Origin of the sequence: Microlunatus antarcticus (assembly GCF_014193425.1) — a bacterium.
In the GTDB taxonomy this organism is placed as follows: domain Bacteria; phylum Actinomycetota; class Actinomycetes; order Propionibacteriales; family Propionibacteriaceae; genus Microlunatus; species Microlunatus antarcticus.
Window position 1 is genome coordinate 1,176,359 of the sequence record NZ_JACHZG010000001.1, and the last position, 23,402, is coordinate 1,199,760.

Genomic DNA, 23,402 nt, shown 5'->3' on the forward strand with positions numbered 1-23,402 from the left:
CGATCCACCACCGCGCGGCGCCGTCCTGACCAGGACGGCGCCGTTCGGCGCACCGTGCTGCCGCACGGGCTGACCGTGGTCAGCGAGCGCATGGCGTCCAGCCGCACCTTCTGCGTGGGGATCTACGCCGGCGTGGGCTCACGGCAGGAGACCGCCGCGCGCCACGGGGCCTCGCACTTCCTCGAGCACGTGCTGTTCAAGGGCACGCGACGGCGTACGGCGGAGCAGATCTCGGCCGCCGTGGAGTCGCGCGGCGGCGAGCTGAACGCGTACACCACGAAGGAGTACACGTGCTTTTACGCGCGTGTGCTGGCCGCTGACGCCGATCTCGCGACCGACGTGCTGACCGACATGGTCAGCGAGTCGAGGGTCCGTACGGCCGACGTCGACGCCGAGCGCGCCGTCATCCTCGACGAGATCGCCATGCACGCCGACGACCCCGGCGAGGTCGTGGCCGAGCAGGTCGCCGACGCCGTCTTCGCGGGGTCGGGGCTCGGCAAGATGGTCATCGGCTCGCCCGCCTCCATCGAGGCGATGTCGCGCGACACGGTCGTCCGCCACTGGCGTCAGCACTACCGGCCCGGCAACCTCGTCGTCGCCGCGGCCGGGGACGTCGACCACGACCGGCTCGTCGAGCAGGTCGCGGCGCTCGACGCCATGCCGCAGCCCGGCGCGGGGCCACGACCCGACGTCCCCACTCCCGACACGGGCCTCACCGGGCTCGTGGTGACGCGCCGCAAGGTCGAGCAGGTGCAGGCCGTCCTCGCCTACCGCTCCGGCGGCCTCTTCGACGACCGGCGCTACGCCTCGGGCCTGCTGGCCACCGTCCTCGGTGGGGGGATGGCGTCGCGGCTGTTCGTCGAGGTCCGGGAACGGCGCGGGCTGACGTACGGCATCGACGCGGGGGAGACCACCTACTCCGACGCGGGGATGTGGAGCGTCGAGTTCGCCTGCGCGCCGGAGCGGCTCGGGCCGATCCTCGACGTGGTGCGCGGCCAGCTCGACGCGGTGGCCGAGCACGGCGTCACCGCCACCGAGCTCGCCGACGCCAAGACCCAGATGCGCGGCCAGACGGTGCTGTCGTACGAGGGCCCCTCCAGCCGGATGGGCCGGCTCGGCACGACCGCCCTGCTGCGCGACGAGCGTTCCCTGGACGACGTCCTCGCCCACTACGACGCCGTCACCCCCGACGAGCTGCGCGCGGAGGCGGGCCGCATCTTCGGCTCCCGCCCGACCCTCGGCCTCGTCGGTCCCAAGGTCCCCGCGGCCGCGACCCGTCCCTGGGCCTGATCCGCACTCACCGATCTCCTCGTACCGGCGTTCCCGGCAGATCCGGGCGATCGGGCGCCCGAGTCCCCGCCAGACGGCAGGATGGAGCGATGTCGAGCGAGGGCGTGCCGGGTTACACCCACCCGAGGTTCGCGGAGCACTTCACCGACCCGATCTACGACGACCCGGCGGACGACTTCGCGCCCTTCGGCTCCGACGAGGGGTCTGACCTCTTCGTCGAGGCCGAGGAGCAGCGGACCGAGCTGGGTCCGACGGCGACCGTCTCCGACGTCCTCGAGCTGACGGCGGCCGAGGACGCCGCTGCCTTCGTGGACGAGATCGAGGAGGGGTCGCCGGATCTCGACGGGTTCGTCATCGCCGCCGGGTTCGCGTTGCTGCGGCTGACGGGCCAGATCGATGCCCAGGGCAGGCAGTGGCTGCAGGACGCGCTCGACCGGACGCTGCGCTTCTACGGCGACGGCTACGCCGCCCAGCACGCGCTCCTGACGCGAGACCTCGCCTCGTTCGGCTGAGACATAGACCGCGACCCCCGACCGACTAGGTTGGGCGTCCGCCCGACGCCGAACCCGAGGAGTCCCGTGACGATCAAGGTCGCCGTGCTCGGCGCCCGCGGGCGCATGGGCGCCGAGGTCTGCCGGGCCGTCGAGGCCGCCGAGGACCTCGAGCTGGTCGCCGCGCTCGACGCCGACGACGACCGGGCTCCGGCCGAGGCCGCGGACGTCGCCGTGGACTTCACCCACCCGGACGCCGTGATGGACAACCTCACCTGGTGCGTCCAGCGGGGGATCGGGGTCGTGGTCGGCACGACCGGCTTCACCCCCGAACGTCTCGGCCGCGTGAACGAGCTCCTCGGCCACCACCCGGGCGTCGGCGTGCTCGTCGCCGCGAACTTCTCCGTCGGGGCCGTGCTGATGATGCACTTCGCCGAGCAGGCGGCCGCGTTCTACGAGAGCGTCGAGATCATCGAGCTCCACCACCCCGGCAAGGCCGACGCCCCGTCCGGCACGGCCGCCGCCACCGCGGCCCGCGTCGCCGACGCCCGTGTGGCCGCCGGCCTGGGCGCACCCCCGGACGCGACCTCCTCGGGGCTCGAGGGCGCCCGCGGGGCCCGCGCGGACGGCATCGCCGTCCACAGCGTCCGTCTCCGCGGGCTCGTCGCCCACCAGGAGGTCCTCTTCGGCTCCGAGGGCGAGACCCTGACCATCCGGCACGACTCGCTCGACCGGGTCTCCTTCATGCCCGGGGTGCTGGCCGCGGTCCGCGCCCTGCCGGGCACCCCCGGCCTGACGGTCGGCATCGAGTCCGTGCTGGGCCTCGCGTGAGCGGCGCACTCCCGGGGCACCTGGCGGGCCGGGGCCAGCGGGGAGCGGCCGGCGTCCGCTTCGCCATCGTCTTCGTCGTCCTCGCCGCGGTGCTCGCGGTCGCCTTCTACGGCGTCGACGCGTACGCCCACTCCCGCGTCGAGCGGGAGGTCGCCACGCAGCTGCAGAGCGAGCTGGGGACGCCGCAGGCCCCGGCCGTCGAGGTGCTCGGTCGCCCGTTCCTCACGCAGGTCGCCGCCCGCCGGCTCGGCGAGGTGCACGTCGTGGCCGACGACGTCGGGCAGGGCAACGACAGCGTGCTGCCCATCGACCACGTCGACATGACGCTGCGCGACGTCACGACCACCGACTGGTGGAAGACGATGAACGTCGCCCGCGCCGACGGGACCGCCCTGGTCGCGTACGACGCGCTCCAGCGGGCGGCGGGCGTCCCCCTCACCTACGCGGGCGGCGGGCGCTTCACCCTCGAGGGCAACCAGCGGCTGTACGGGCTGACGGTCCAGGCCAAGATCACCGGCCGCCTCGCGCTGGACGAGGCCAAGCAGACCGTGTCGTTGGCCGACCCGACGGTCGAGGTCGCGGGCTACACGCTGCCCGACGTGGTGGCGCAGCAGCTGATCAAGGCGGTCGTGCAGCCGATCCCGCTCGAGGGCGTCCCCTTCGACCTGCAGGTGACGTCGGTCGACGCCCAGGACGACGGGCTCCACGTCGGGCTCAGCGGGACGGACCTCCCGATCCGGCGCTGAGCCTCGGGCCGAGGACTCAGGCGCCGTCCTCGGCGGCCAGGCTGGTGTGCAGGCGCAGCTGGTCGATGCGGACCGTGCCGTCCTCGGAGCCGATCGACCGGGTGGCGCCGTCCGCCTCCCAGCCGGCGTCGGCGAGGAAGCGGCGCAGCACGACGTCCTCGGCCAGCACCCACCAGCGCGCGTGGCCGAAGCCGTCCGCCCGCAGCGTGTCGGCGCAGGCGTTCAGCAGGCGTGACCCGTGCCCGCGACGCTGGGCCGGCGGGTCGACCCAGAACTGGTCCACCTCCCCGTCCACGCCCGTCTCGGCGTCGACGTCCTCCGAGGGTCCCGTCGTGGCGAAGCCGACCAGCCGGTCGCTCCCGACCGCCACCAGCACGCGCTGACGTGCGTCGGCCGGGCGGGCGATCACCTGCTCCCACGCCTGCACCATGGCCGGCTCGTCGACCCCGGTCAGCAGGGAGTCGGCCAGCGGCGCCGGCAGGCCGAGCCATCCGCGCCGCTGCACGGCCGAGATCGAGGGGGCCTCCGTGGGCCAGGCCAGCCGGACGGAGTCGGCGACCTGCGCGGGCTGCGGCACGCGCTGATGCTACCCAGCAGGACCCGGGGGAGCCCCCGGCCGCACCCGGGGCGCCGTCATAGGTTGTCCTGCGCGTCCACCGAGGGGCGCCCGTACGCGAGGAGCACCGATGGCCGCGGACACCGAGCCGGAGACCACCACGCGGGGTCGGGAGGGCTCGTCCCCGCCCGACGCCACCCAGGGCGTCTCCCAGGCGCTGACCGGCCGGATGCTGATGGCCGCCGTGGTGTCGGCCATCTCGGCCCTGCTCTACGGCTACGACACCGGCATCATCTCGGGCGCTCTGCTGCAGATCCGCCGCGACTTCTCCACCGGCAGCGGCATGGAGCAGGTCATCGCGGCCAGCATCCTCTTCGGGGCGGTGCTCGGGGCGTTCGCCTGCAGCCAGCTGTCCGAGCGGCGGGGGCGGCGGACGACGATCCTCATCGTGTCCGGCGTCTTCGTCGTCGGCACCCTGCTCTGCTCGGTCGCGCCGAGCGCGCCGACCCTCTCGCTGGCCCGGATCGTGCTCGGGTTCGCGGTCGGCGGCGCGACCCAGGTCGTGCCGATGTACGTGGCGGAGCTGGCCCCGGCCCGCAAGCGCGGGCGCCTGGTCCTGACGTTCCAGCTGGGCATCGGCGTCGGCATCGTCCTGGCCACCCTGGTCGGCGCGACCGAGGCCTCGCCGTGGCGGGTCTCGGTCGGGGCGGCGGCGGTGCCGGCCGCGATCATGCTCCTGCTCATGCTGCGGCTCCCGGAGAGCCCGCGCTGGCTGGTCAAGGCCGACCGGCGCGACGACGCGCGGGAGGCGCTGCGCGGCGTGCGCGAGGAGGGCAGCGACCTGGACGCCGAGCTCGACGAGATCGTCGGGCTCGAGAAGGAGGAGCGCTCGGCCGGCCGGGACAACCGGGGCTGGCGCGGCCTGCGCAAGCCGTGGGTCCGCCCGGCGCTCGTCGTCGGCTGCGGGATCGCCCTCTTCACCCAGCTCAGCGGCATCGAGATGATCATCTACTACGCGCCGACGATCCTCACCGACAACGGGTTCTCCGAGAGCGCCGCGCTGCGCGTCAGCCTCGCCCTGGGCGTCACGTACCTGGTGATGATGATCGTCGGGCTCGCGATCGTCGACAAGGTGGGACGTCGGCGGCTGACGCTGATCATGGTGCCGGGCGCGGCCCTGGCCCTCGCGGTCCTGGGCGGGCTGTTCGTGACCGGCCACGACGGGCGCGGCGACATCCCGGTGATCGTCGCCTGCCTCGTGGTGTTCATGTTCTTCAACGCCGGCGGGCTGCAGCTGATGGGCTGGCTGACGGGCTCGGAGATCTACCCGCTGGGCGTGCGCAGCGCCGGGACCAGTGCGCAGTCGATGACGCTGTGGACCACGAACATGCTGATCACGCTCACCGTGCTGACCATGATCGAGGGGATCGGGGTCGGGCCGACCATGTGGGTCTACGCGGGCTTCAACGTCGCGGCCTGGATCTTCGTCCTGCTCCGCATGCCCGAGCTGACCGGGCACAGCCTGGAGGACATCGAGGGCCGCCTGCGGGAGGGCCGGTTCACCCCGAAGGACTTCGCGGCGAAGGGCTGACGCACCGGGCCCCGACCGCGGACGAGGAAGCACCGGCGGCGGGAGAGAGAAGTCCGCAGGCTGCCTGAACCCCCGAGCAGCCAGCCTGCGGACCCTCTTATTGTTCCGTAACGGACGGCGCGCCACGGCAGTTCCGGAGAAATGGTGCGTCTGCCGCCACCGGTAGGGTCGGTCGACGTGGCTGCCTCCCGTCTGCACAACCCCCCGCCCCTCTCGCGGTCCGCCATGCGCGTCACCCCGCTCGGCGGGCTCGGCGACATCGGGCGCAACATGACGGTCGTCGAGTACCACGGCCAGCTGCTGATCGTGGACTGCGGCGTCCTCTTCCCCGAGGACAACCACCCCGGGGTCGACCTGATCCTGCCCGGCTTCGGCGCAATCGCCGACCGCCTGGGCGACGTCGTCGGACTGGTGCTCACGCACGGGCACGAGGACCACATCGGTGCCGTGCCCTACCTGCTCAAGCAGCGCCCGGACATCCCGCTCATCGGCTCCAAGCTGACGCTCGCGCTGCTGCGCGAGAAGTTCAAGGAGCACCGCCTGCGCAACACCGTCGAGCTCGTCGTGACCGACGGCGAGCAGACCCAGGTCGGCGCCTTCGACCTCGAGTTCGTCGCCGTCAACCACTCGATCCCCGACGCCTTCGCCGTGGCGATCAGCACCGAGGCCGGCCGCATCCTGCACACCGGTGACTTCAAGATGGACCAGCTCCCGCTCGACGGCCGGCTGACCGACCTGCGCGCGTTCGCGCGGCTGGGCGAGGCCGGGGTGGACCTGTTCATGGTCGACTCGACCAACGCCGAGGTCCCCGGCTTCACGACGCCCGAACGGGACATCGCCCCCGCGCTGGACCGCGTGTTCGACAAGAGCAAGCAGCGCGTGATCGTCGCCTGCTTCGCCTCCCACGTGCACCGCGTGCAGCAGGTGCTCGACTCCGCGGTCGCCCACGGTCGCAAGGTCGTCTACGTCGGGCGCTCCATGGTCCGGAACATGGGCGTCGCACGCGACCTCGGCTACCTCAAGGTCCCCGCGAACACGCTCATCGAGATGCGCGACATCGAGAACTTCAGGCCCGAGGACGTCGTCATCGTCTGCACCGGGTCGCAGGGCGAGCCGATGTCGGCCCTCTCCCGGATGGCCGCCAGCGAGCACCCGGTGATCGACCTGAAGCCGGGTGACACGGTCGTCCTGGCCAGCTCCCTGATCCCGGGCAACGAGAACTCGGTCTACCGCGTGATCAACGGGCTCACCCGCCTCGGCGCGAAGGTGGTGCACAAGGGCAACGCGATGGTCCACGTGTCCGGGCACGCCAGCGCCGGCGAGCTCCTGTACTGCTACAACATCGTCAAGCCCCGCAACGTGATGCCCGTGCACGGCGAGGCCCGCCACCTGGTGGCCAACGCCGAGCTCGCCATCCAGACCGGGATCCCGCGCACGCGGACGATCCTGGCCGAGGACGGCGCGGTCATCGACCTGGAGCGGGGCAAGGCGTCTGTCGTCGGCAAGGTCGACGCCGGCTACATCTTCGTGGACGGGACGACGGTCGGCGACATCTCCGAGGCCGCGCTCACCGACCGCAAGATCCTCGGCGAGGAGGGCTTCATCTCCGTCGTCGCGGTCGTGGACACCCGCAGCCGCAAGGTGATCACCGGCCCCGACATCCACGCCCGGGGCTTCGTGGAGGGCGACAAGATCTTCGACCCCGTCCGCCCGCGGATCACCGAGGCCCTCGAGGCCGCGCTCGCCGACGGCACCGACGACGCGTACGCGCTGCAGCAGGTGATCCGGCGCCGGCTGGGCCGCTGGGTCAACGACACCCACCGCCGCCGCCCGATGATCGTGCCGGTCGTCGTCCTGACCTGAGCGGCAGCCCCCGCTCTCGAAGTTCTGCGCCGTTGACCACCTTTGAGGTGGTCAACGGCACAGAACTTTCTCCAGGGTGTGCAGAAGGTCCGGAGACGACAAGACCCGCCCCTCCGTGAGGAGGGGCGGGTCTCGGTACGTCAGAGCCGCGGGCTCAGCTCGCGACGGCGACCTTGCCGGCCTTGATGCACGAGGTGCAGGCGTTGATCCGCTTGGCCCGGCCGGACAGGGCCGCGCTGACGGTCTGGATGTTCGGGTCCCACCGCCGGTTGGTCTTCTTCTTCGACCAAGGCTTGTTGTGGCCGAAGCCAGGCCTCTTGCCGCACACGTCGCACACCGCAGCCACTTGGATTCACTCCCACGAAAGATCGGATCTGGTCTCGCCCCGGCGACGCACGCGTACGCGGTCCGCCCTGGGCAACTTCACGAGAGTACCTGACGGTGTGGAACCCGGTCGAATCAGCGAGACTCTCCGTCGAGCAGGATCGCACCCTCGAGAGGTAGACCGATGACGACAGACGTCCGACCTCCCGGCCTGCCCGAACCGGACACGTCTGTCGCCGAGCTGCGGCATTCCCTCGTGCCGACGCCCCGGTGAGCGTGCCGGCGCCGGACCCGGCCGCGGACGCCGCGAGGCTGGCCGCCGTCCGGGAGGAGACGCGCGACGAGCTGGGGCTGCTGCACGAGCGGGTGAACGCGCTGCTCGGCGCCGAGGCGTTCCTGACCATCGCGTACACCGCGGCGATGAGCAACGGTGCCCCGTGGGGCCGGGTCTTCGCCGGCGTCGCGGCCCCGGTGCTGGCCGTGCTCGGGCTGCTGCTCGCGCTGCTGACCCTGCCCGCGGTCCGCGGGGCCGCGCGCATCCTGCTGGTCCTCAGCGCGCAGCAGGACGAGCTGTTCGGTCGCCTCGGCGGGACCGCGCCCGGCTACCACGGGGGTGCGGGACGCCCCTCGTCCTGGGCGGACCAGCGGCGCGCGCTGCTGTTCTTCCGCGCGGTGCCGGTGCTGTTCGTCGTCGTCTGGATCGCCCTGGGGGTCCTCGCCCTCGTCCTGGTGCCGTAGGACGGGCGTTGCGGCGGGCGGGGTGTCGGAACGGACCTCTACGGTGGTCGCGTGGCCGGTCGTACGGGGAACGTGGTCCCGCTGGTGCAGCCCGGGTCCAAGACAGAGCCCAAGACCCCGCCGAAGACGCCGTCGAAGGCCCGGCCCGCGCCTCAGCCCGAGGTGCGTCCCGCGGACGCGGTGTGGCGGACCCCGACGTTCCGGCAGCTCGACGCCCGCCTCGACACGCTCGTCGGCGGACGCACCGCCACGCAGCTCGAGGGCCTGCGCCTCCGGACGGTCGGCGACCTGCTGCACCTCGTGCCCCGCAAGTACTTCTCCGGCACGGAGCTGTCCGACCTCTCGACGCTGGAGCCGGACGAGGAGGTGGCCGTGCTGGCGGAGGTCCGCACCGTGCGCGCCCACAACCTGCCCAGCGCGGGCCAGCACACGGGTCGTAAGCCCCGGCTCGAGGTCGTGGTCACCGACCGCCGCGGCTACCTCACGCTGACGTTCTTCGGCACCCCGCACCTGATCCGCTACTGGCAGAACGACCTCACCCCGGGCGCCCGCGGCATTTTCGCGGGCAAGGTGCGCATCTTCAACCAGACCCTCCAGCTGGCGCACCCCGACTTCGTGATCCTCGGCGACGACGGCTCGGTGGTCGGGGGAGCGGCGCGCAACGAGGACATGGCCAAGATCACCGGCAGCGCGCTGGTGCCCATCTACCCCCAGACCGGCAAGCTCCGGACCTGGACGATCGGTTCCTGCATCGGGCTGGCCCTGGACGCGGTGGCCGGTCGGGCGGACCCGCTGCCCGAGGTGATCCGGGCCGAGGCCGAGGTGGTCGAGCAGGGCGAGGCGTTCCGGGCCGTGCACCGGCCGGACGACCGCCACCGGGCCGAGCAGGGCCTGGAGCGGCTGCGCTTCGACGAGGCCTTCGCGCTGCAGCTGACCATGGCGCGGCGCCGGGCCGACGCGGCGACGCATGGGTCGACCCCGCGACCGCGGCGTCCCGGCGGGCTCCTGGAGGCGTTCGACGCGCGTCTGCCGTTCGTCCTGACCGCCGGTCAGGTCGAGATCGGGGAGCTGCTGTTCTCCGAGATCGCGCGCACCGTCCCCATGCAGCGGCTGCTGCAGGGCGAGGTCGGCTCGGGCAAGACCCTGGTCGCCCTGCGGGCGATGCTCGCGGTCGTCGACGCCGGGGGCCAGGCGGCGCTGCTCGCGCCCACCGAGGTCCTGGCCACGCAGCACCGGCACACGATCACGCGGATGCTCGGCGACCTGGCCGAGGCCGGGACGCTCGGCGCCGCCGAGCACGCGACCGGCGTCGTCCTGCTCACCGGGTCGCTCGGCGCGGCCCGTCGGCGGGAGGCGCTGGCCCAGGTCGCCTCCGGTGCGGCCGGCCTCGTGGTCGGGACCCACGCGCTGCTCAGCGAGGACGTCGCCTTCGCCGACCTGGGCCTGGTCGTGGTCGACGAGCAGCACCGCTTCGGCGTCGAGCAGCGCGCCGCTCTGGGCGCCAAGGCGAGCGCACGCCCCCACGTCCTGGTCATGACCGCGACCCCCATCCCGCGCTCGGTGGCGATGACCGTGTTCGGCGACCTGGAGACCTCGACCCTGCGCGAGCTGCCGGCGGGGCGCGCCGACGTGAGCACCGTGGTGGTGGACGTACGCCGCCAGCCCACGTGGGTGGACCGGGCCTGGGACCGGGTCCGCGAGGAGGTCGCGGCGGGCCGGCAGGCGTACGTCGTCTGCGCGCGGATCTCCTCGACCAAGGACAAGGTGAAGGACGCGGCCAGCGGGAGCAGCGAGGTCCTCGGCGACGACTTCGCCCCCGAGGACGCCCCGCCGGCCGCCGCGGTCGAAGACCTGTACGCGGAGCTGTCGACGGGCGCGCTGTCCGGCGTCGCCGTGGAGATGCTCCACGGCCAGCTGCCGAGCGAGGAGAAGGACGCGGTCATGGGCCGGTTCGCGGCGGGGGAGACCGACGTCCTCGTGGCGACCACGGTGATCGAGGTGGGCGTCGACGTCCCGAACGCGACCGTCATGGTCATCTGCGACGCCGACCGCTTCGGCATCTCCCAGCTCCACCAGCTCCGCGGTCGCATCGGGCGCGGCGGCCACACGGGGGTCTGCCTGCTCCTCACGCAGGCCGAGCCGGGGACGCCGGCGCGCGAGCGGCTGGCCGCCGTGGCCGGGACCCGGGACGGCTTCGCCCTCGCCGAGGTCGACCTCGAGCAGCGGCGGGAGGGCGACGTGCTGGGCTCCAGCCAGTCCGGGCGCCGCTCCAGCCTGCGGCTGCTGCGCGTCCTGGACGACGGCGACCTCATCGCGCACGCCCGCGACCTGGCCGCCCGCTGCGTCGCCGACCCCGACCTGGCGGACGACCCGGGGCTCTCCGACATCGTCACCGACGTCGAGCGTCGCGCGGCGGGCGACTGGCTGGAGCGGACGTGACGCCCGAGGGTGAGACCGGGGCGAGCCCGCGGTGAGCCGCATCGTGGCCGGCAGCCGCGGCGGCCGACGGCTCGAGACCCCCACCGGGGACCTGACACGGCCGACGTCCGACCGCGTCCGGGAGGCCCTCTTCTCCGCGCTGGCCTCCTGGGCGGGCACGGCGGCCGAGCCGCCCGCCGAGGCGCTGGCGGGGCTGGCGTTCGTCGACCTCTACGCCGGCTCCGGCGCGATCGGGCTCGAGGCCGCGAGCCGGGGTGCCGCACCGGTGCTGCTGGTCGAGTCCGACGCCCGCACCGCGACCCTCGCCCGGCGGAACGTGGCCGCCCTCGACCTCGGGGCCGCCGTCCGCTCGACCCCGGTCGAGACCCTGGCCCGGCTCCGGGCCGACCAGGCGTACGACGTCGCCTTCGCCGACCCGCCGTACGCGCTCGCCGCCGAGCGGCTGGACGCCGTCGTCGCCGACCTGGTCGCGCACGGGTGGCTGGTGCCGGACGGGCTGCTGGTGCTCGAGCGCTCGAGCCGGACGCCCGCGCCGGCCTGGCCCGCGGCGGTCGCCGACAGCTGGGTGCGCTCGTACGGGGAGACCGTCCTGCACTTCGCCCAGCTCGCGCCCGAGGGCGGCGGCACCGCTAGCGTCGCGCCATGACGACCGCGGTCTGCCCCGGCTCCTTCGACCCGGTGACGCTGGGGCACCTCGACGTGATCGGCCGCTCCGCCGCCGCCTTCGAGCACCTGGTGGTCGCGGTCGGGCGCAACGCCGGCAAGCGGTCGCTGTTCACCGCCGCCGAGCGGGTCGAGCTGCTCGTCGAGGTCTGCGCCCCCTTCGGCAACGTGAGCGTCGAGGAGTTCGACGGGCTGCTGGTCGACTTCTGCACCGCCCGCGGCGCCACGGTGATCTGCAAGGGGCTGCGGGGCGCCTCCGACACCGACTACGAGGTGCAGATGGCCCAGCTCAACCGCCGGCTGACCGGCGTCGAGACCCTCTTCCTGCCGACGGCGCCGGAGCTGTCCTTCGTCTCCTCGACGCGCGTCCGCGAGCTGGCGGCGTACGGGGCGGACCTGTCGGACCTCGTCCCGCCCGCGGTTGCGGCCCGGACGCGCGCCAAGGTGCAGGACGGTCGCTGACGCCTTCTGCGCGTCGGCGCACGGCGTCCCGCGTGCCTATGCTGGACGCTTCGCGGGGCCGCGCACCGACCTCGCCGGAGGCGCCTCGCAGCGGGATCAGGCGCCGGCACCACCGAGGAGACTGAGGTACGACATGGCCGCCACCACCACCACGGCGGAGGAGAAGCTGACGCAGCTGCGCCAGCTCGTCCTCAACGCCCGCTCGATGCCGATGTCGGCCTCGTGCGTCATCAACCGCGGCGAGGTGCTGGACGCGATCGACGACGTCATCGCCCACCTCCCCGACGAGATCGCCGGGGCGCAGCAGGTCATCGACGAGAAGCAGTCCGCCATCGCCGCGGGGGAGGCCGAGGCCGCCCGCCTGCGCGAGCGGGCTCGCGAGGAGGCGGGTGCGCTGGCCCGCGACAGCGAGGTCGTGCGCGTCGCGGAGGAGATCGCGGCCAAGGTCAAGGCGGACGCCGAGGCAGAGGCGGAGGCCCTGCGCCGCGAGACCGACCTCTTCATCGACTCCCGGATGGCGGGCTTCGAGTCCGTCCTGCACAAGACGACGAGCCAGGTCCACACCGCCCGGGCCCGCCTGGCCGAGCGCAGCGGGCTCGACGTCGCCCGGACCCACGGGGCCTGAGCGCACCGAGGACGTCCGGGGAGTTTGCGACGTAGGTCGACCCGGCTAAGATCGAGGGTCGGCCCTCCTGCTGAGCACAGCGTGGCGTGGGGGCCGGACCCGTGAGGGCGGCGTACGCGACCCCCTCCCCACCGCCCGGTCGACCGAGGAGCTGTCATGAGTGCGTCCCAGCGCTCCACCGACCGTCACTCCGCCGACCGTCGTTCCCCGCTCGTCTTCGACGTCCGGCTCCTCGGACGACGGGCGGGCGCGATGACGAAGGTCGACACGACCGTCCCCGCCCCGGCCGGCCTCGGCATCGAGGTCATCGGCGTGCCCGAGGGCGCACCCATCGAGCTCGACCTGCGCCTCGAGTCGGTCGTCGAGGGCGTCCTCGCCACCGGCACGGCCCGGCTGGAGGCGGTCGGGGAGTGCGTCCGCTGCCTCCGCGAGGTCACCGTGCCCGTCGAGGTCGACGTGCAGGAGCTCTTCGTCTACGACGCGAGCACCGAGGCGGGCTACGACGAGGAGGACGAGGTCAGCCTCGTCCAGGGCGACCTGATCGACCTCGAGCCGGTCCTGCGCGACGACGTCGTGCTCGACCTGCCCTTCCAGCCGCTGTGCACCCCGGACTGCTCGGGCCTGTGCCCGGTCTGCGGCGCACGGCTCGACGACGACCCGGGGCACCACCACGACGCCGCCGTGGACCCCCGCTGGTCCGCGCTCGGCGCCCTGGACCTGGGCGCGCCGTCCGACCAGGTGGTGGAGCAGCCCGCTTCCCATCCGTACAATCGATCCGGCCCTGCGCAGGGCGAGGAGTCGTCCCGCTGACGCGGGGCGGTCCCAGAGCGAGAAGAGAGAAATCATGGCTGTCCCCAAGAGGCGGATGTCGCGCAGCAACACGCGGAGCCGTCGCGCGCAGTGGAAGGCCACCGCGCCGACCCTCGTGATCTGCGAGAACCCGGCGTGCCGGCAGAAGCACCTGCCGCACACCGTGTGCCCGAACTGCGGCACCTACGGCACCCGGGCCTTCCGCCGCCAGGTCCTCGAGTCCTGACGCCGTCGTCGATCGTGGTGCAGCTGCCCGCCGGCGCGCTGCTGGACCAGCTCGGGCTCGTCATCGAGCCCGTGCTGCTCGAACGGACGCTCACGCACCGCTCGTACGCGTACGAGCAGGGTGGGCTGCCCACGAACGAACGTCTCGAGTTCCTCGGTGACTCCGTCCTCGGACTGGTGGTCACCGAGCACCTCTTCACGACCTTCCCGGACCTGTCGGAGGGTCAGCTCGCCAAGCTGCGGGCTGCGGTCGTCAACTCGCGCGCCCTCGCGGAGGTCGCGCGCGGCCTCGAGCTCGGGGCGCTCGTCCACCTCGGGCGGGGCGAGGAGACCACCGGCGGGCGCGACAAGTCCTCGATCCTCGCCGACACGATGGAGGCGCTGATCGGGGCCGTGTTCCTGCAGCACGGCATCGACGCCGCCCGGCGCTTCGTGCACCACCTCTTCGACAGCCTCATCACCGACGTCTCGACCCGCGGTGCGGGCCTGGACTGGAAGACGAGCCTGCAGGAGATCGCGTCGCTCTCCGGGCTGGGCGTGCCCGTCTACCACGTGCTCGAGTCGGGCCCCGACCACGCGAAGTCGTTCCTCGCGACCGTCGCCGTGGACGCCCTCGACTACGGTCCCGGCGCCGGGCGCAACAAGAAGGAGGCCGAGCAGAACGCGGCAGCCCTCGCGTTCGCCGCCCTCAAGGAGCGCCAGACCGTCCAGGACGCCGCCCAGCACGACGCGGCCCAGGCCCCTGCCTGAGCTTCCGGAGGTCGAGACCGTCCGGCGTGGGCTGACCGACGCCGTGGCCGGCACCCGCGTCGAGCGGGTCCAGGTCCTGCACCCCCGGCCCGTACGCCGCCACCTCGCCGGCCCCGACGACTTCGCCGCCGCGCTGACGGGGCGCACCTTCACCGAGCCCGCCCGGCGCGGGAAGTACCTCTGGCTGCCGTTCGCCGACGGCGACGCCCTGCTGGCGCACCTGGGCATGAGCGGGCAGTTCCGGGTGGACGCCGCCGACGGGCCGCTCGCGCCCAACACCCGGGTCCTCTTCGACCTCGACTCCGGCGCGCAGCTGCGCTTCGTGGACCAGCGGATGTTCGGCGGGCTGTCGCTGTCGCCCGGCGGGGCCGAGCTCCCGGCCGAGGTCGCCCACATCGGGCGCGACCCCTTCGACCCGCAGTTCGACCTCGCCGCCGCGAGCCGGCGGCTCCGTGCGCGCCGCACCGGGATCAAGCGCGCGCTGCTGGACCAGCAGCTGGTCTCCGGGATCGGGAACATCTACGCCGACGAGGCGCTCTGGCTCGCCAAGACCCACTACGCCCGCGGCACCTGGTCGCTGTCGGCGGCCAAGGCGGCCGAGATCCTGACGGCGGCGACGGCGGTGATGAGCCGCGCGCTCGCGGCCGGTGGGACCTCGTTCGACGCGCTCTACGTCAACGTCAACGGCGCCAGCGGCTACTTCGACCGCGCGCTCGCGGTGTACGGCCAGGAGGGCCGGCCGTGCCCCCGGTGCGGCGCCCTCGTACGGCGTGAGCCCTTCATGAACCGGTCGTCCTACCGCTGCCCGCACTGCCAGCGGACGCCGGTCGCGTCGGCCCGCGCGGTCTGAACGTGCCCCGAGCGCCTCTGCCCGGAACGATCCGCGCGGCGCTATCGTCTCTGACACTGTGAAGAGCCTGGGCCACTACGTGTTCGTGCGCCACCGTCAGAACTGGAACCTCCTGTTCCGGTTCGGCCTGGTGGGCGGCTCGGGCGTGCTCATCAACACCCTGGCGCTGATCCTGCTCAAGCGGACCGGTCCGCACTTCGAGGACGTCTTCATCGACCTCCCGGGCACGGCCTTCAACATCCGCTGGTACCACCTGTTCCTGATGGTCAGCTTTCTCGTGGCCAACCTCTGGAACTTCCAGCTCAACCGGCACTTCACGTTCCGCAGCTCGAAGCACTCGGGCTGGTGGCGCGAGTACGCGCCGTTCCTCGCCGTCGGGCTGGTGGCCCAGCTGATCGGGCTCGGCCTGGCGACGCTGCTCATGCACCCCGGCTCGCCGATCTCGCTCCCGTCCACGGTGCTGGACAACTCGACGGGGCTCCGGACGAAGCTCTACTGGGCCAACCTGATCGTCATCGCCGTGACGGTCCCGCTGTCCTTCGTGCTCAACAAGCTCTGGACCTTCTCGTCGGTGCGGGGCGGCGTGCACCCGAGCCTGGAGGAGGAAGAGGTGGCCGAGGAGCGCGACGGCACCGCTCCCGCTCCGACCCTGGTCCCGGGCTCCGAGCCCGACCGCGCCGCCTGAGCCGGGAGACGCCACGCCGTACGCGGTGGCGGCGGCGACACCCGCTCCGCGGCTAACCTGACGGCCTCAGACCGGGGCTTCCTCCGGCGGGTCGTCTCGTGCGGCCCTCCGCCCCGCGGGTCGCGCGTCCTGCACGCACGGCCGTCCCGGACGTCCCCGCCGCGTGGGGGCGGAGAGGCGTCACGTGTACCTGAAGAACCTCACCCTGCGGGGGTTCAAGTCGTTCGCCTCGGCGACCTCGCTGACCTTCGAGCCCGGCATCACCTGCGTCGTCGGCCCGAACGGGTCCGGCAAGTCGAACGTGGTCGACGCCCTCGCCTGGGTCATGGGCGAGCAGGGCGCGAAGTCGCTGCGCGGCGGCAAGATGGAGGACGTCATCTTCGCCGGCACCGCCGGCCGCGCGCCCCTCGGCCGGGCCGAGGTCGCCCTCACCATCGACAACTCCGACGGCGCGCTCCCCGTGGAGTACGCCGAGGTCACCATCTCGCGGACCATGTTCCGCAACGGGGGCTCGGAGTACGCGATCAACGGCCGGTCCGCCCGCCTGCTCGACGTGCAGGAGCTGCTGAGCGACTCGGGCATCGGCCGCGAGATGCACGTCATCGTCGGCCAGGGCCAGCTCGACACGATCCTGCAGGCGACGCCGGAGGTCCGACGCGGCTTCGTCGAGGAGGCGGCCGGGGTCCTCAAGCACCGCAAGCGCAAGGAGAAGGCGCTCCGCAAGCTGGAGGCGTGCGAGGGCAACCTCGAGCGCCTGGCCGACCTGCTCAACGAGATCCGGCGCCAGCTCAAGCCGCTCGGCCGGCAGGCCGAGGTCGCCCGCAAGGCCGCCGTGGTCCAGGCCGAGGCTCGCGACGCCCGCGCCCGGCTGCTGGCCGACGACCTCGTGCAGGCCACGCTCGCCCTCGAGTCGGAGGTCGCCGGCGCCGAGGCGCTGCTCGCCCGCCGCGGCACCGTCGAGGCGACGCTGACCCAGGCCCGCGAGGCCGAGGCCGCGGCGGAGGAGCGCCTGCGCGAGGCGTCGCCGCGCCAGCGGACCGCGCAGGAGACCTGGTACGCCCTCGCCGCGGTGAAGGAGCGCGTCACCAGCACGATCTCGATCGCGACCGAGCGCGTGCGCCACGCGAGCGACCAGCCCGCCGACGTCCGCACGGGACGCGACCCCGACGCCCTGGAGGCAGAGGCCGCGACGGTCGCCGCCCAGGAACGTGAGCTGCTGGACGAGGTAGGGCGTCGTACGGCGGCGCTCGCCGAGGCGACCGCGCTGCGGGCCGGCGCCGAGGAGGCCCACCGCGCCGAGGAGGCGCGCTACGCCGGCCTGGTCCGGGCCGCGGCCGACCGCAGGGAGGGCCTCGTCCGGCTGAACGGCCAGCTCGAGGCGCTGCGCAGCCGCGGCGAGGCCGCCGACGCCGAGCTCGAGCGCCTCGCCGTCGCCCAGGGCGAGGCCGAGTGCCGGGCGGAGCAGGCCACGCTCGCCTTCACCGCGCTCGAGTCGCGCATCGCCGGGCTGGACGACGGCGAGCTGGGGCTCGACAGCCAGCACGAGGAGGCGGTGGAGGCGTTCGAAGCCGTGGCCGTGCGTCGCCGCGAGCTGCGCGACGCCGAGAACGCCGCCGCCCAGGAACGGGCCGCCCTCGCCGCCCGGGTCGACGCCCTCGGCGTCGGGCTGCAGCGCAAGGACGCGGCCGCTGCGCTGCTGGCGGACGGTTCGCCGACGACGGGTCTGCTCGGCTCCCTCTCGTCCCTGCTGCGCGTCGAGCCGGGTCTCGAGACCGCGATCGCCGCCGCGCTCGGCACGGTCGCCGACGCGGTCGCCGTCGACGGCCTCGACGCGGCCTTCGCCGCGATCGACCACCTCAAGACCGAGGATCTCGGCCGCGCCGCCCTGCTCGTCGCGAGTGACGCCGAGGCAGGAGCAGGGGCAGAAGAACGCTCCCTGAGCTTGTCGAAGGGCCTCGAAGAGGTCGGCGCCCGCTGGGCCGTCGACGTCGTCCAGGCCCCGGACGCGCTCCGCCCCGCGGTCCGCCGCGCCCTGCACCTCGTCGCCCTCGTCCCGGACCTCGACACGGCCCGGACGCTGGTCGCCGCCCACCCCGAGGTCACCGCCGTCACGCGCGACGGCGACCTGGTCGCGACGCACCTGGTCAGCGGCGGCTCGAGCGCGCAGCCCAGCCTCCTCGAGGCCCAGGCGGCCCTCGACGAGGCGAAGGACCGCCTCGCCGAGGCCGAGCACACGCTCGAGCGGCTCCGGTTCTCGCGGGCCGCCGTCGAGGAGGAGCACCGCGACGCCGCCAAGACGGTCGAGGTGGCGCTCGCGCAGCTCCACGAGTCCGACGCCGTGATGTCCGCCCTGGCCGAGGAGCTCGGTCAGCACAGCGCCCAGGCGCGGAGCTCCGCGGCCGAGGCCGGCCGGCTCGGGGACGCCATCGGCAAGGCCCGGGCGGCCAAGGAGTCCGACGCCGCCGGGCTCGTCGCCCTGCAGGAGCGGCTCGCCGCCGCCGAGCAGTCGACCGGCGACGAGGAGCCCGACCCCGGCCCGCGGCACGCGCTCGGAGAGGAGGCCCGGGTCTCCCGCAGCGCCGAGATGGACGCGCGGCTCGCCCTGCGGACGCACGAGGAACGCGTACGCGCCCTGTCCGGTCGGGCCGACACGCTCCGCCGCGCCGCCCGTGCGGAACGCGATGCCCGCGCCCAGGCCCACGCCCGTCGGGAGCGGATGCGTCGCGAGGCGCAGACCGCGGCGGCCGTCCGGACCGGGGCCGAGCACCTGCTCGCCCTGGTCGAGCGGTCGCTGACCGCCGCCGCTGCCCAGCGCGCCGAGGTCGACGCCGTCCGCGCCGAGGCCGACGCCGCGCTGGGGGAGAGCCGGTCGCGCGTACGCCGCCTCGCCGCGGAGCTGGAGACCCTCGTGAACGAGGCCCACCGCGACGAGATGGCGCGGACCGAGCAGCGCCTGCGCGTGGAGGTCCTCGTGGAGAAGGCCGTCACCGAGCTGTCCCTCGACGCCGAGGTGCTGGTCGCCGAGTTCGGCCCCGACCAGCTCGTGCCCGTGCTGTCGCGACCCGACGGGAGCGCGCTGCCCGCCGCCGAGGACCTGGAGGAGGGCGAGGAGCTCCCGTCGCCGCGCCCGTACGTCCGCGAAGAGCAGTCGGCGCGGCTGCGCAAGGCCGAGCGTGCGCTCGCCGTGCTGGGCCGGGTCAACCCGCTGGCGCTCGAGGAGTTCGACGCGATGGAGGAGCGGCACCGCTTCCTCGCCGAGCAGCTCGAGGACCTGCGGCGGACCCGCAAGGACCTCGTCGACATCATCGCGGACGTCGACACCCGCGTGGAGCAGGTCTTCGCCGAGGCGTACGCGGACGTGGAGGTCGCCTTCGAGCGGGTGTTCTCGCGCCTCTTCCCGGGTGGCGAGGGCCGGCTGGTGCTGACGGAGCCGGGCGACTGGCTCACCACGGGCATCGACGTCGAGGCGCGCCCGGCGGGGAAGAAGGTCAAGCGGCTGTCGCTGCTGTCGGGCGGTGAGCGCTCGCTCGTGGCGGTCGCGTTCCTGGTGTCGCTCTTCATCGCCCGGCCGAGCCCCTTCTACATCCTCGACGAGGTCGAGGCGGCGCTGGACGACACCAACCTGGGCCGCCTCCTCGACATCTACACCGAGCTCCGCGCGAGCAGCCAGCTGCTCGTGATCACGCACCAGAAGCGCACGATGGAGATCGCCGACGCGCTGTACGGGGTGACCATGCGCGGCGACGGCGTGTCGGCCGTCATCTCCCAGCGCCTCCGCGAGTCCGAGGCCGTCGCCTGAGCAACCCCGGGGCTCCGGAGCCGGATCTCCGACGGCGGATCCCGGACCCGTCTCGATCGACCACTGGTCAGTAGGTCGGGGTTCCCTGCCCTCCCAAGGGCACGGAGTGACCACTGGTCGCTGCAGTCGAGGGCTGAGCGACCACTGGTCAGCTGGGGTGGGTGCCCGCGCCGTTACCGGATCGGTAGGAAGACGCGCGCGTGTCCGGACCAGGTGGCGGTGGGGAGGGACGGACGATTCTGGCGTCGTCCCGGGTGACCGGGCCGGCGTAGGCAGTTCCTTCCCCGGAACCCCCGACTGTCGAAAGAAGCACCTCATGACCGAGCTCCTGCCGTGACCGCGATCATCGTGGCCAGCCTCCTGCTCCTCGCCCTCATCCTCGGGATCGTCGGCGTGGTCGTCGTCGGGCTCGAGGGCCGCGGCGCCGACCGCCTGCCCCGCCTGCGGGTCAAGCTCGCCAAGGCGGCGCGGCACCTCAACGGCGACGGCGCGCCGCCGCCCGCGTTCCTGCGCCTGATGCGCGTGCTGCACCTGCACGTCGGCTGACCTTCGGGCACCGCCCGCGGCGGCTCGACGCCGGGGGCGGCCCGCCCATGCGCCCCTAAGATGAGCCGGTGAACGGCACCGAGCTCTGGTACCTCATCGGCGGCATCCTGGTCGCGGCGTTCGTCGTCGTCGGCCTGGTCGCCGGTACGCGCCGCCGTGCGCTGCGGCGGGGGAGCGACACGCGCTCGCTCACGGGCGCCCCGGGGCATCCGGGCGCGCAGGACGGCGCCGACGAACGGGCCGGTGCGGTCGGCCTGCTGGACCGGCCCGGGACCGAGGCCCCGGAGTCCGTCGAGGTCGAGCCGATGGTCCCGCCGCTCGTCCACGAGCGGCCGGAGACGGCGGAGAGCCGTCTCGCGCGCCTGCGTCGCCGGCTGGCCGGGCGGGACAGCGGCCTGAGCCGCGGCCTGCTCATGCTGCTCAGCCGTGACCGCATCGACGAGCAGACGTGGGAGGACTTCGAGGACGTCCTCATCACCTCCGACCTCGGCGTGGGCCCGACCACCGAGCTCGTGGAACGTCTCCGGACCCGCTTCCGCGTCGAGGGTGTCGCTCAGCCCGGGCAGGCGCGGACGATCCTGCGCGAGGAGCTGCTGGCGCTGGTCGACCCGACGATGGACCGGTCGATCGCGACCACCCGGACGGAGGTCCCGGCCGTCGTCATGGTCGTGGGCGTCAATGGCACCGGCAAGACGACCACGGTCGGCAAGCTCGCCCGTGTCCTGGTCGCCGAGGACAAGGACGTCGTGCTCGGCGCCGCGGACACGTTCCGCGCGGCCGCCGCCGACCAGCTCGAGACCTGGGGCGACCGGGTCGGCGTGCCGACGATCCGGGGCGCGGAGGGCGCGGACCCGGCGAGCGTCGCGTACGAGGCGGTGCGCGCCGGCATCGAGCAGGAGGTCGACGTCGTCATCGTCGACACCGCCGGCCGGCTGCACACCAAGACCGGCCTGATGGACGAGCTCGGCAAGGTCAAGCGCGTCGTCGAGAAGCAGGCCCCGGTCGGGGAGGTGCTGCTCGTCCTCGACGCCACCACCGGCCAGAACGGGCTCGTCCAGGCCCGCATCTTCCGCGAGGTCGTCCAGGTCACCGGGATCGTGCTGACCAAGCTCGACGGCAGCGCCAAGGGCGGCATCGTCGTGCAGGTGCAGCGCGAGCTCGGCGTCCCGGTCAAGCTCGTCGGCATCGGCGAGGGCGTGGACGACCTGGCGCCCTTCGACGCCGAGGTGTTCGTCGACGCCCTGCTCGAGTCCGCGTCCTGACGCGCTGACCCGGGGCGCCGGGGTCGCCTGTGCTTCGCTGGGGCGATGACCGACGACGGCGACCGTGACCTCGACCTCGTCCTGCTCGGGGCCACCGGCTTCGTCGGGCGGCTGACGGCGGCGCACCTGCTGCGCTCGGCACCGACCGGCGTACGGATCGCCCTGGCGGGTCGTTCCGCGGAACGCCTCACGGCGCTCCGGGACGACCTCGGTGCGGGCGCCGCCGCGTGGGAGCTCGTCACCGTCGACGTCACCGACCGCCGGGCGCTCGACCGGCTGGCGGCCCGGACCCGGGTGCTGGTCACGACCGTTGGCCCGTACGCCCGCGCGGGGCTCCCGGTCGTGGCGGCCTGCGCGCAGCACGGGACCCACTACGCCGACCTCACCGGGGAGACCCTCTTCGCCCGCGACAGCGTGGCCCGGTCGCACGAGGCCGCGCGGGCGTCCGGCGCGCGGATCGTGCACTCCTGCGGCTTCGACTCGGTGCCCTCCGACCTGGGGGTCCGCCTCGTCGCCGACCAGGCGGCCGCGGACGGCGAGGGCACGCCGGGCGCGACGACGCTCCACGTCCGTGAGATGCGTGGGGGGCTGAGCGGCGGGACGGTCGACTCCCTGCGCCAGCAGCTGATCACCGTCGAGGGGCAGCCGGACCTGCGCCGGTTCCTCAGCGACCCGGACGCACTGACCGGGGGCACGTCACCCGGCCGCGGCCGGCGGGGGCACGCGACCCTCACGCGCGACGAAGGCAGCGGGGTCTGGTCCGCCCCGTTCGTCATGAGCGTCTACAACCGGCAGGTGGTCATGCGGACCGACGCCCTGCTGGACGGTGCGTACGGACCGGACTTCGACTACCGCGAGGTCGTCGACACGGCCCGGGGTCCGTTGGGCGTCGCGGCGGCGGTCGTCGTGGCCGGGGTCCAAGGCGCTTTGGTCGGCTCGCTCACCAACCGGGTCACCCGCGTCGTCGCCGACCGGGTGCTCCCCGACCCCGGTGACGGCCCGAGCGAGGCGGCCCGGCGGCGGGGCCGGTTCGCGGTCGAGGTCGAGACGACCACCACCACCGGCGCCCGGTACGCGGCGCGGGTGGCGGCCCCGTACGACCCGGGCTACGAGGGGACGGCGGTGCTGCTCGGCGAGAGCGCCCTCGCGCTGGCCCTCGACGACCTGCCGGACGCCGCCGGGGTGCTCACGCCGATGACCGGGATCGGGCTGGGGCTCGCCCACCGGCTCCGGGCGCACGGCGTCGAGGTCGGCGTCCGGCGCCTGGGCTGACGCCTGCTCGCCGGTTTCCTGCCCCTCGTCGTCGCAGATGGGCCGTCGAAGCGGCATTTCGGTGAACGAGCGTCAGAAAACCGGCGGGAGAGAGGCCTTCTCGGGTCAGGCGGCCTCGACGGCGGTCACCGTCGTGGGCACGTTGCCGCGAATCGCGTTGCTGTAGGGGCAGACCTGGTGAGCGACCTCGGCCAGCTCCTGGACCTTCGCCAGGTCCAGCCCGGCGACGGAGATCTCCAGGTCGACGGTCAGCGCGTAGCCCTGCCCGGCCGGCCCGAAGCCGACGTTGGCGGTGACGTGCGCGTCGTCGGCCTTGACGCCGGCCTGCTTGGCCACGCCCACGAACGCGGAGTTGAAGCACGCCGAGTAGCCGGCGGCGAACAGCTGCTCGGGGTTGGTGCCGGTGCCCGGACCGCCGACCTCCTTGGGAGCGGTGAGCGTGAGGTCGAGGATGCCGTCGCTCGAGGTGGCGCGACCGCCGCGGCGGCCTCCGACGGTCGTGGCGGTGGCGGTGTAGACGATCTTGTCCGGTGTCGTGGTCATACAGCCTTCAACCGTCGAAGGCGGGTCACGCTTCCCCGAGC

The 23,402-nt window shown here is 73.7% G+C and carries 23 protein-coding genes; 20 read left to right on the top strand and 3 right to left on the bottom strand.

From position 1 onward, the window contains the following. Positions 1-75 precede the first annotated feature (75 nt). The 4 genes from FHX39_RS05400 to FHX39_RS05415 all read left to right on the top strand — a co-directional run bounded on the left by FHX39_RS05400 (position 76) and on the right by FHX39_RS05415 (position 3,358). Positions 76-1,290, top strand: coding sequence for a M16 family metallopeptidase (locus FHX39_RS05400; protein ID WP_183337134.1), 1,215 nt, complete (start codon positions 76-78; stop codon positions 1,288-1,290). An 89-nt stretch (positions 1,291-1,379) separates the two neighbouring features. After that, positions 1,380-1,802: a hypothetical protein gene (locus FHX39_RS05405; protein ID WP_183337135.1), complete on the top strand. Its 423-nt coding sequence runs from the start codon at positions 1,380-1,382 to the stop codon at positions 1,800-1,802. Between the two features lie 72 nt (positions 1,803-1,874). After that, positions 1,875-2,612 carry a 4-hydroxy-tetrahydrodipicolinate reductase gene (dapB, locus tag FHX39_RS05410; RefSeq protein ID WP_183340962.1) on the top strand — a complete coding sequence of 246 codons (738 nt, stop codon included), beginning with the start codon at positions 1,875-1,877 and terminating at the stop codon, positions 2,610-2,612. Continuing rightward, entirely contained in the window at positions 2,609-3,358 is a 750-nt protein-coding gene (locus FHX39_RS05415; RefSeq protein ID WP_183337136.1) for an LmeA family phospholipid-binding protein, read from the top strand. The genes dapB and FHX39_RS05415 overlap by 4 nt, the downstream gene beginning before the upstream one ends. A 16-nt stretch (positions 3,359-3,374) precedes the next feature. Here FHX39_RS05415 and FHX39_RS05420 read toward each other — a convergent pair whose 3' ends face one another. Continuing rightward, positions 3,375-3,935: a GNAT family N-acetyltransferase gene (locus tag FHX39_RS05420; protein ID WP_183337137.1), complete on the bottom strand. Its 561-nt coding sequence runs from the start codon at positions 3,933-3,935 to the stop codon at positions 3,375-3,377. A 109-nt stretch (positions 3,936-4,044) separates the two neighbouring features. Between FHX39_RS05420 and FHX39_RS05425 the strand changes: the two genes are divergently transcribed. Both FHX39_RS05425 and FHX39_RS05430 read left to right on the top strand, forming a co-directional pair. Further along, the gene (locus FHX39_RS05425; RefSeq protein WP_198423268.1) at positions 4,045-5,505 is read left to right on the top strand and encodes a sugar porter family MFS transporter; all 1,461 of its coding nucleotides are present in this window, start codon (positions 4,045-4,047) and stop codon (positions 5,503-5,505) included. Between the two features lie 141 nt (positions 5,506-5,646). Further along, complete coding sequence (locus FHX39_RS05430) at positions 5,647-7,368, top strand: ribonuclease J (protein WP_183337138.1); 1,722 nt, start codon at positions 5,647-5,649, stop codon at positions 7,366-7,368. Between the two features lie 154 nt (positions 7,369-7,522). Here FHX39_RS05430 and rpmB read toward each other — a convergent pair whose 3' ends face one another. Then, positions 7,523-7,714 (bottom strand): 50S ribosomal protein L28, encoded by a 192-nt coding sequence (gene rpmB, locus FHX39_RS05435; protein ID WP_183337139.1) that lies wholly within the window; start codon positions 7,712-7,714, stop codon positions 7,523-7,525. A 248-nt stretch (positions 7,715-7,962) separates the two neighbouring features. Here rpmB and FHX39_RS05440 point away from each other — a divergent pair, with 248 nt between their 5' ends. From FHX39_RS05440 to FHX39_RS05505, 14 genes are all read left to right on the top strand, one after another. Then, on the top strand, positions 7,963-8,430 hold the full coding sequence (locus FHX39_RS05440) for a hypothetical protein (RefSeq protein ID WP_183337140.1): 468 nt from the start codon (positions 7,963-7,965) through the stop codon (positions 8,428-8,430). A 162-nt stretch (positions 8,431-8,592) separates the two neighbouring features. Further along, positions 8,593-10,869 carry an ATP-dependent DNA helicase RecG gene (locus FHX39_RS05445; RefSeq protein WP_183340967.1) on the top strand — a complete coding sequence of 759 codons (2,277 nt, stop codon included), beginning with the start codon at positions 8,593-8,595 and terminating at the stop codon, positions 10,867-10,869. 31 nt (positions 10,870-10,900) lie between these two features. Next, entirely contained in the window at positions 10,901-11,515 is a 615-nt protein-coding gene (gene rsmD / locus FHX39_RS05450; protein ID WP_183337141.1) for a 16S rRNA (guanine(966)-N(2))-methyltransferase RsmD, read from the top strand. Then, positions 11,512-11,994: a pantetheine-phosphate adenylyltransferase gene (coaD, locus tag FHX39_RS05455; RefSeq protein WP_183337142.1), complete on the top strand. Its 483-nt coding sequence runs from the start codon at positions 11,512-11,514 to the stop codon at positions 11,992-11,994. The genes rsmD and coaD overlap by 4 nt, the downstream gene beginning before the upstream one ends. A 133-nt stretch (positions 11,995-12,127) precedes the next feature. After that, positions 12,128-12,619, top strand: a complete 492-nt coding sequence (locus FHX39_RS05460) for a hypothetical protein (protein WP_183337143.1) — start codon at positions 12,128-12,130, stop codon at positions 12,617-12,619. Positions 12,620-12,775: 156 nt separating this feature from the next. Next, the gene (locus tag FHX39_RS05465) at positions 12,776-13,429 is read left to right on the top strand and encodes a YceD family protein (protein ID WP_183337144.1); all 654 of its coding nucleotides are present in this window, start codon (positions 12,776-12,778) and stop codon (positions 13,427-13,429) included. A 34-nt stretch (positions 13,430-13,463) separates the two neighbouring features. Continuing rightward, positions 13,464-13,655, top strand: coding sequence for a 50S ribosomal protein L32 (gene rpmF, locus FHX39_RS05470; protein ID WP_183337145.1), 192 nt, complete (start codon positions 13,464-13,466; stop codon positions 13,653-13,655). A gap of 14 nt (positions 13,656-13,669) precedes the next feature. After that, positions 13,670-14,404 carry a ribonuclease III gene (gene rnc / locus FHX39_RS05475; protein WP_332836679.1) on the top strand — a complete coding sequence of 245 codons (735 nt, stop codon included), beginning with the start codon at positions 13,670-13,672 and terminating at the stop codon, positions 14,402-14,404. Then, positions 14,397-15,254, top strand: a complete 858-nt coding sequence (mutM, locus tag FHX39_RS05480) for a bifunctional DNA-formamidopyrimidine glycosylase/DNA-(apurinic or apyrimidinic site) lyase (RefSeq protein WP_183340971.1) — start codon at positions 14,397-14,399, stop codon at positions 15,252-15,254. Before rnc ends, mutM begins: the two co-directional genes overlap by 8 nt. A 58-nt stretch (positions 15,255-15,312) precedes the next feature. Then, positions 15,313-15,939, top strand: coding sequence for a GtrA family protein (locus FHX39_RS05485; protein WP_183337146.1), 627 nt, complete (start codon positions 15,313-15,315; stop codon positions 15,937-15,939). A 184-nt stretch (positions 15,940-16,123) separates the two neighbouring features. Beyond that, entirely contained in the window at positions 16,124-19,738 is a 3,615-nt protein-coding gene (gene smc / locus FHX39_RS05490; RefSeq protein WP_183337147.1) for a chromosome segregation protein SMC, read from the top strand. A gap of 333 nt (positions 19,739-20,071) precedes the next feature. After that, a complete protein-coding gene (locus FHX39_RS05495) occupies positions 20,072-20,284 on the top strand; it encodes a hypothetical protein (protein WP_183337148.1) in 213 nt (70 codons plus the stop codon). A gap of 68 nt (positions 20,285-20,352) precedes the next feature. Further along, positions 20,353-21,546, top strand: a complete 1,194-nt coding sequence (gene ftsY / locus FHX39_RS05500; protein ID WP_183337149.1) for a signal recognition particle-docking protein FtsY — start codon at positions 20,353-20,355, stop codon at positions 21,544-21,546. A 45-nt stretch (positions 21,547-21,591) separates the two neighbouring features. Continuing rightward, positions 21,592-22,818 carry a saccharopine dehydrogenase family protein gene (locus FHX39_RS05505; protein ID WP_183337150.1) on the top strand — a complete coding sequence of 409 codons (1,227 nt, stop codon included), beginning with the start codon at positions 21,592-21,594 and terminating at the stop codon, positions 22,816-22,818. A gap of 105 nt (positions 22,819-22,923) precedes the next feature. Here FHX39_RS05505 and FHX39_RS05510 read toward each other — a convergent pair whose 3' ends face one another. Further along, positions 22,924-23,361 carry an organic hydroperoxide resistance protein gene (locus FHX39_RS05510; RefSeq protein ID WP_183337151.1) on the bottom strand — a complete coding sequence of 146 codons (438 nt, stop codon included), beginning with the start codon at positions 23,359-23,361 and terminating at the stop codon, positions 22,924-22,926. Between the last annotated feature and the right edge of the window lie 41 nt (positions 23,362-23,402).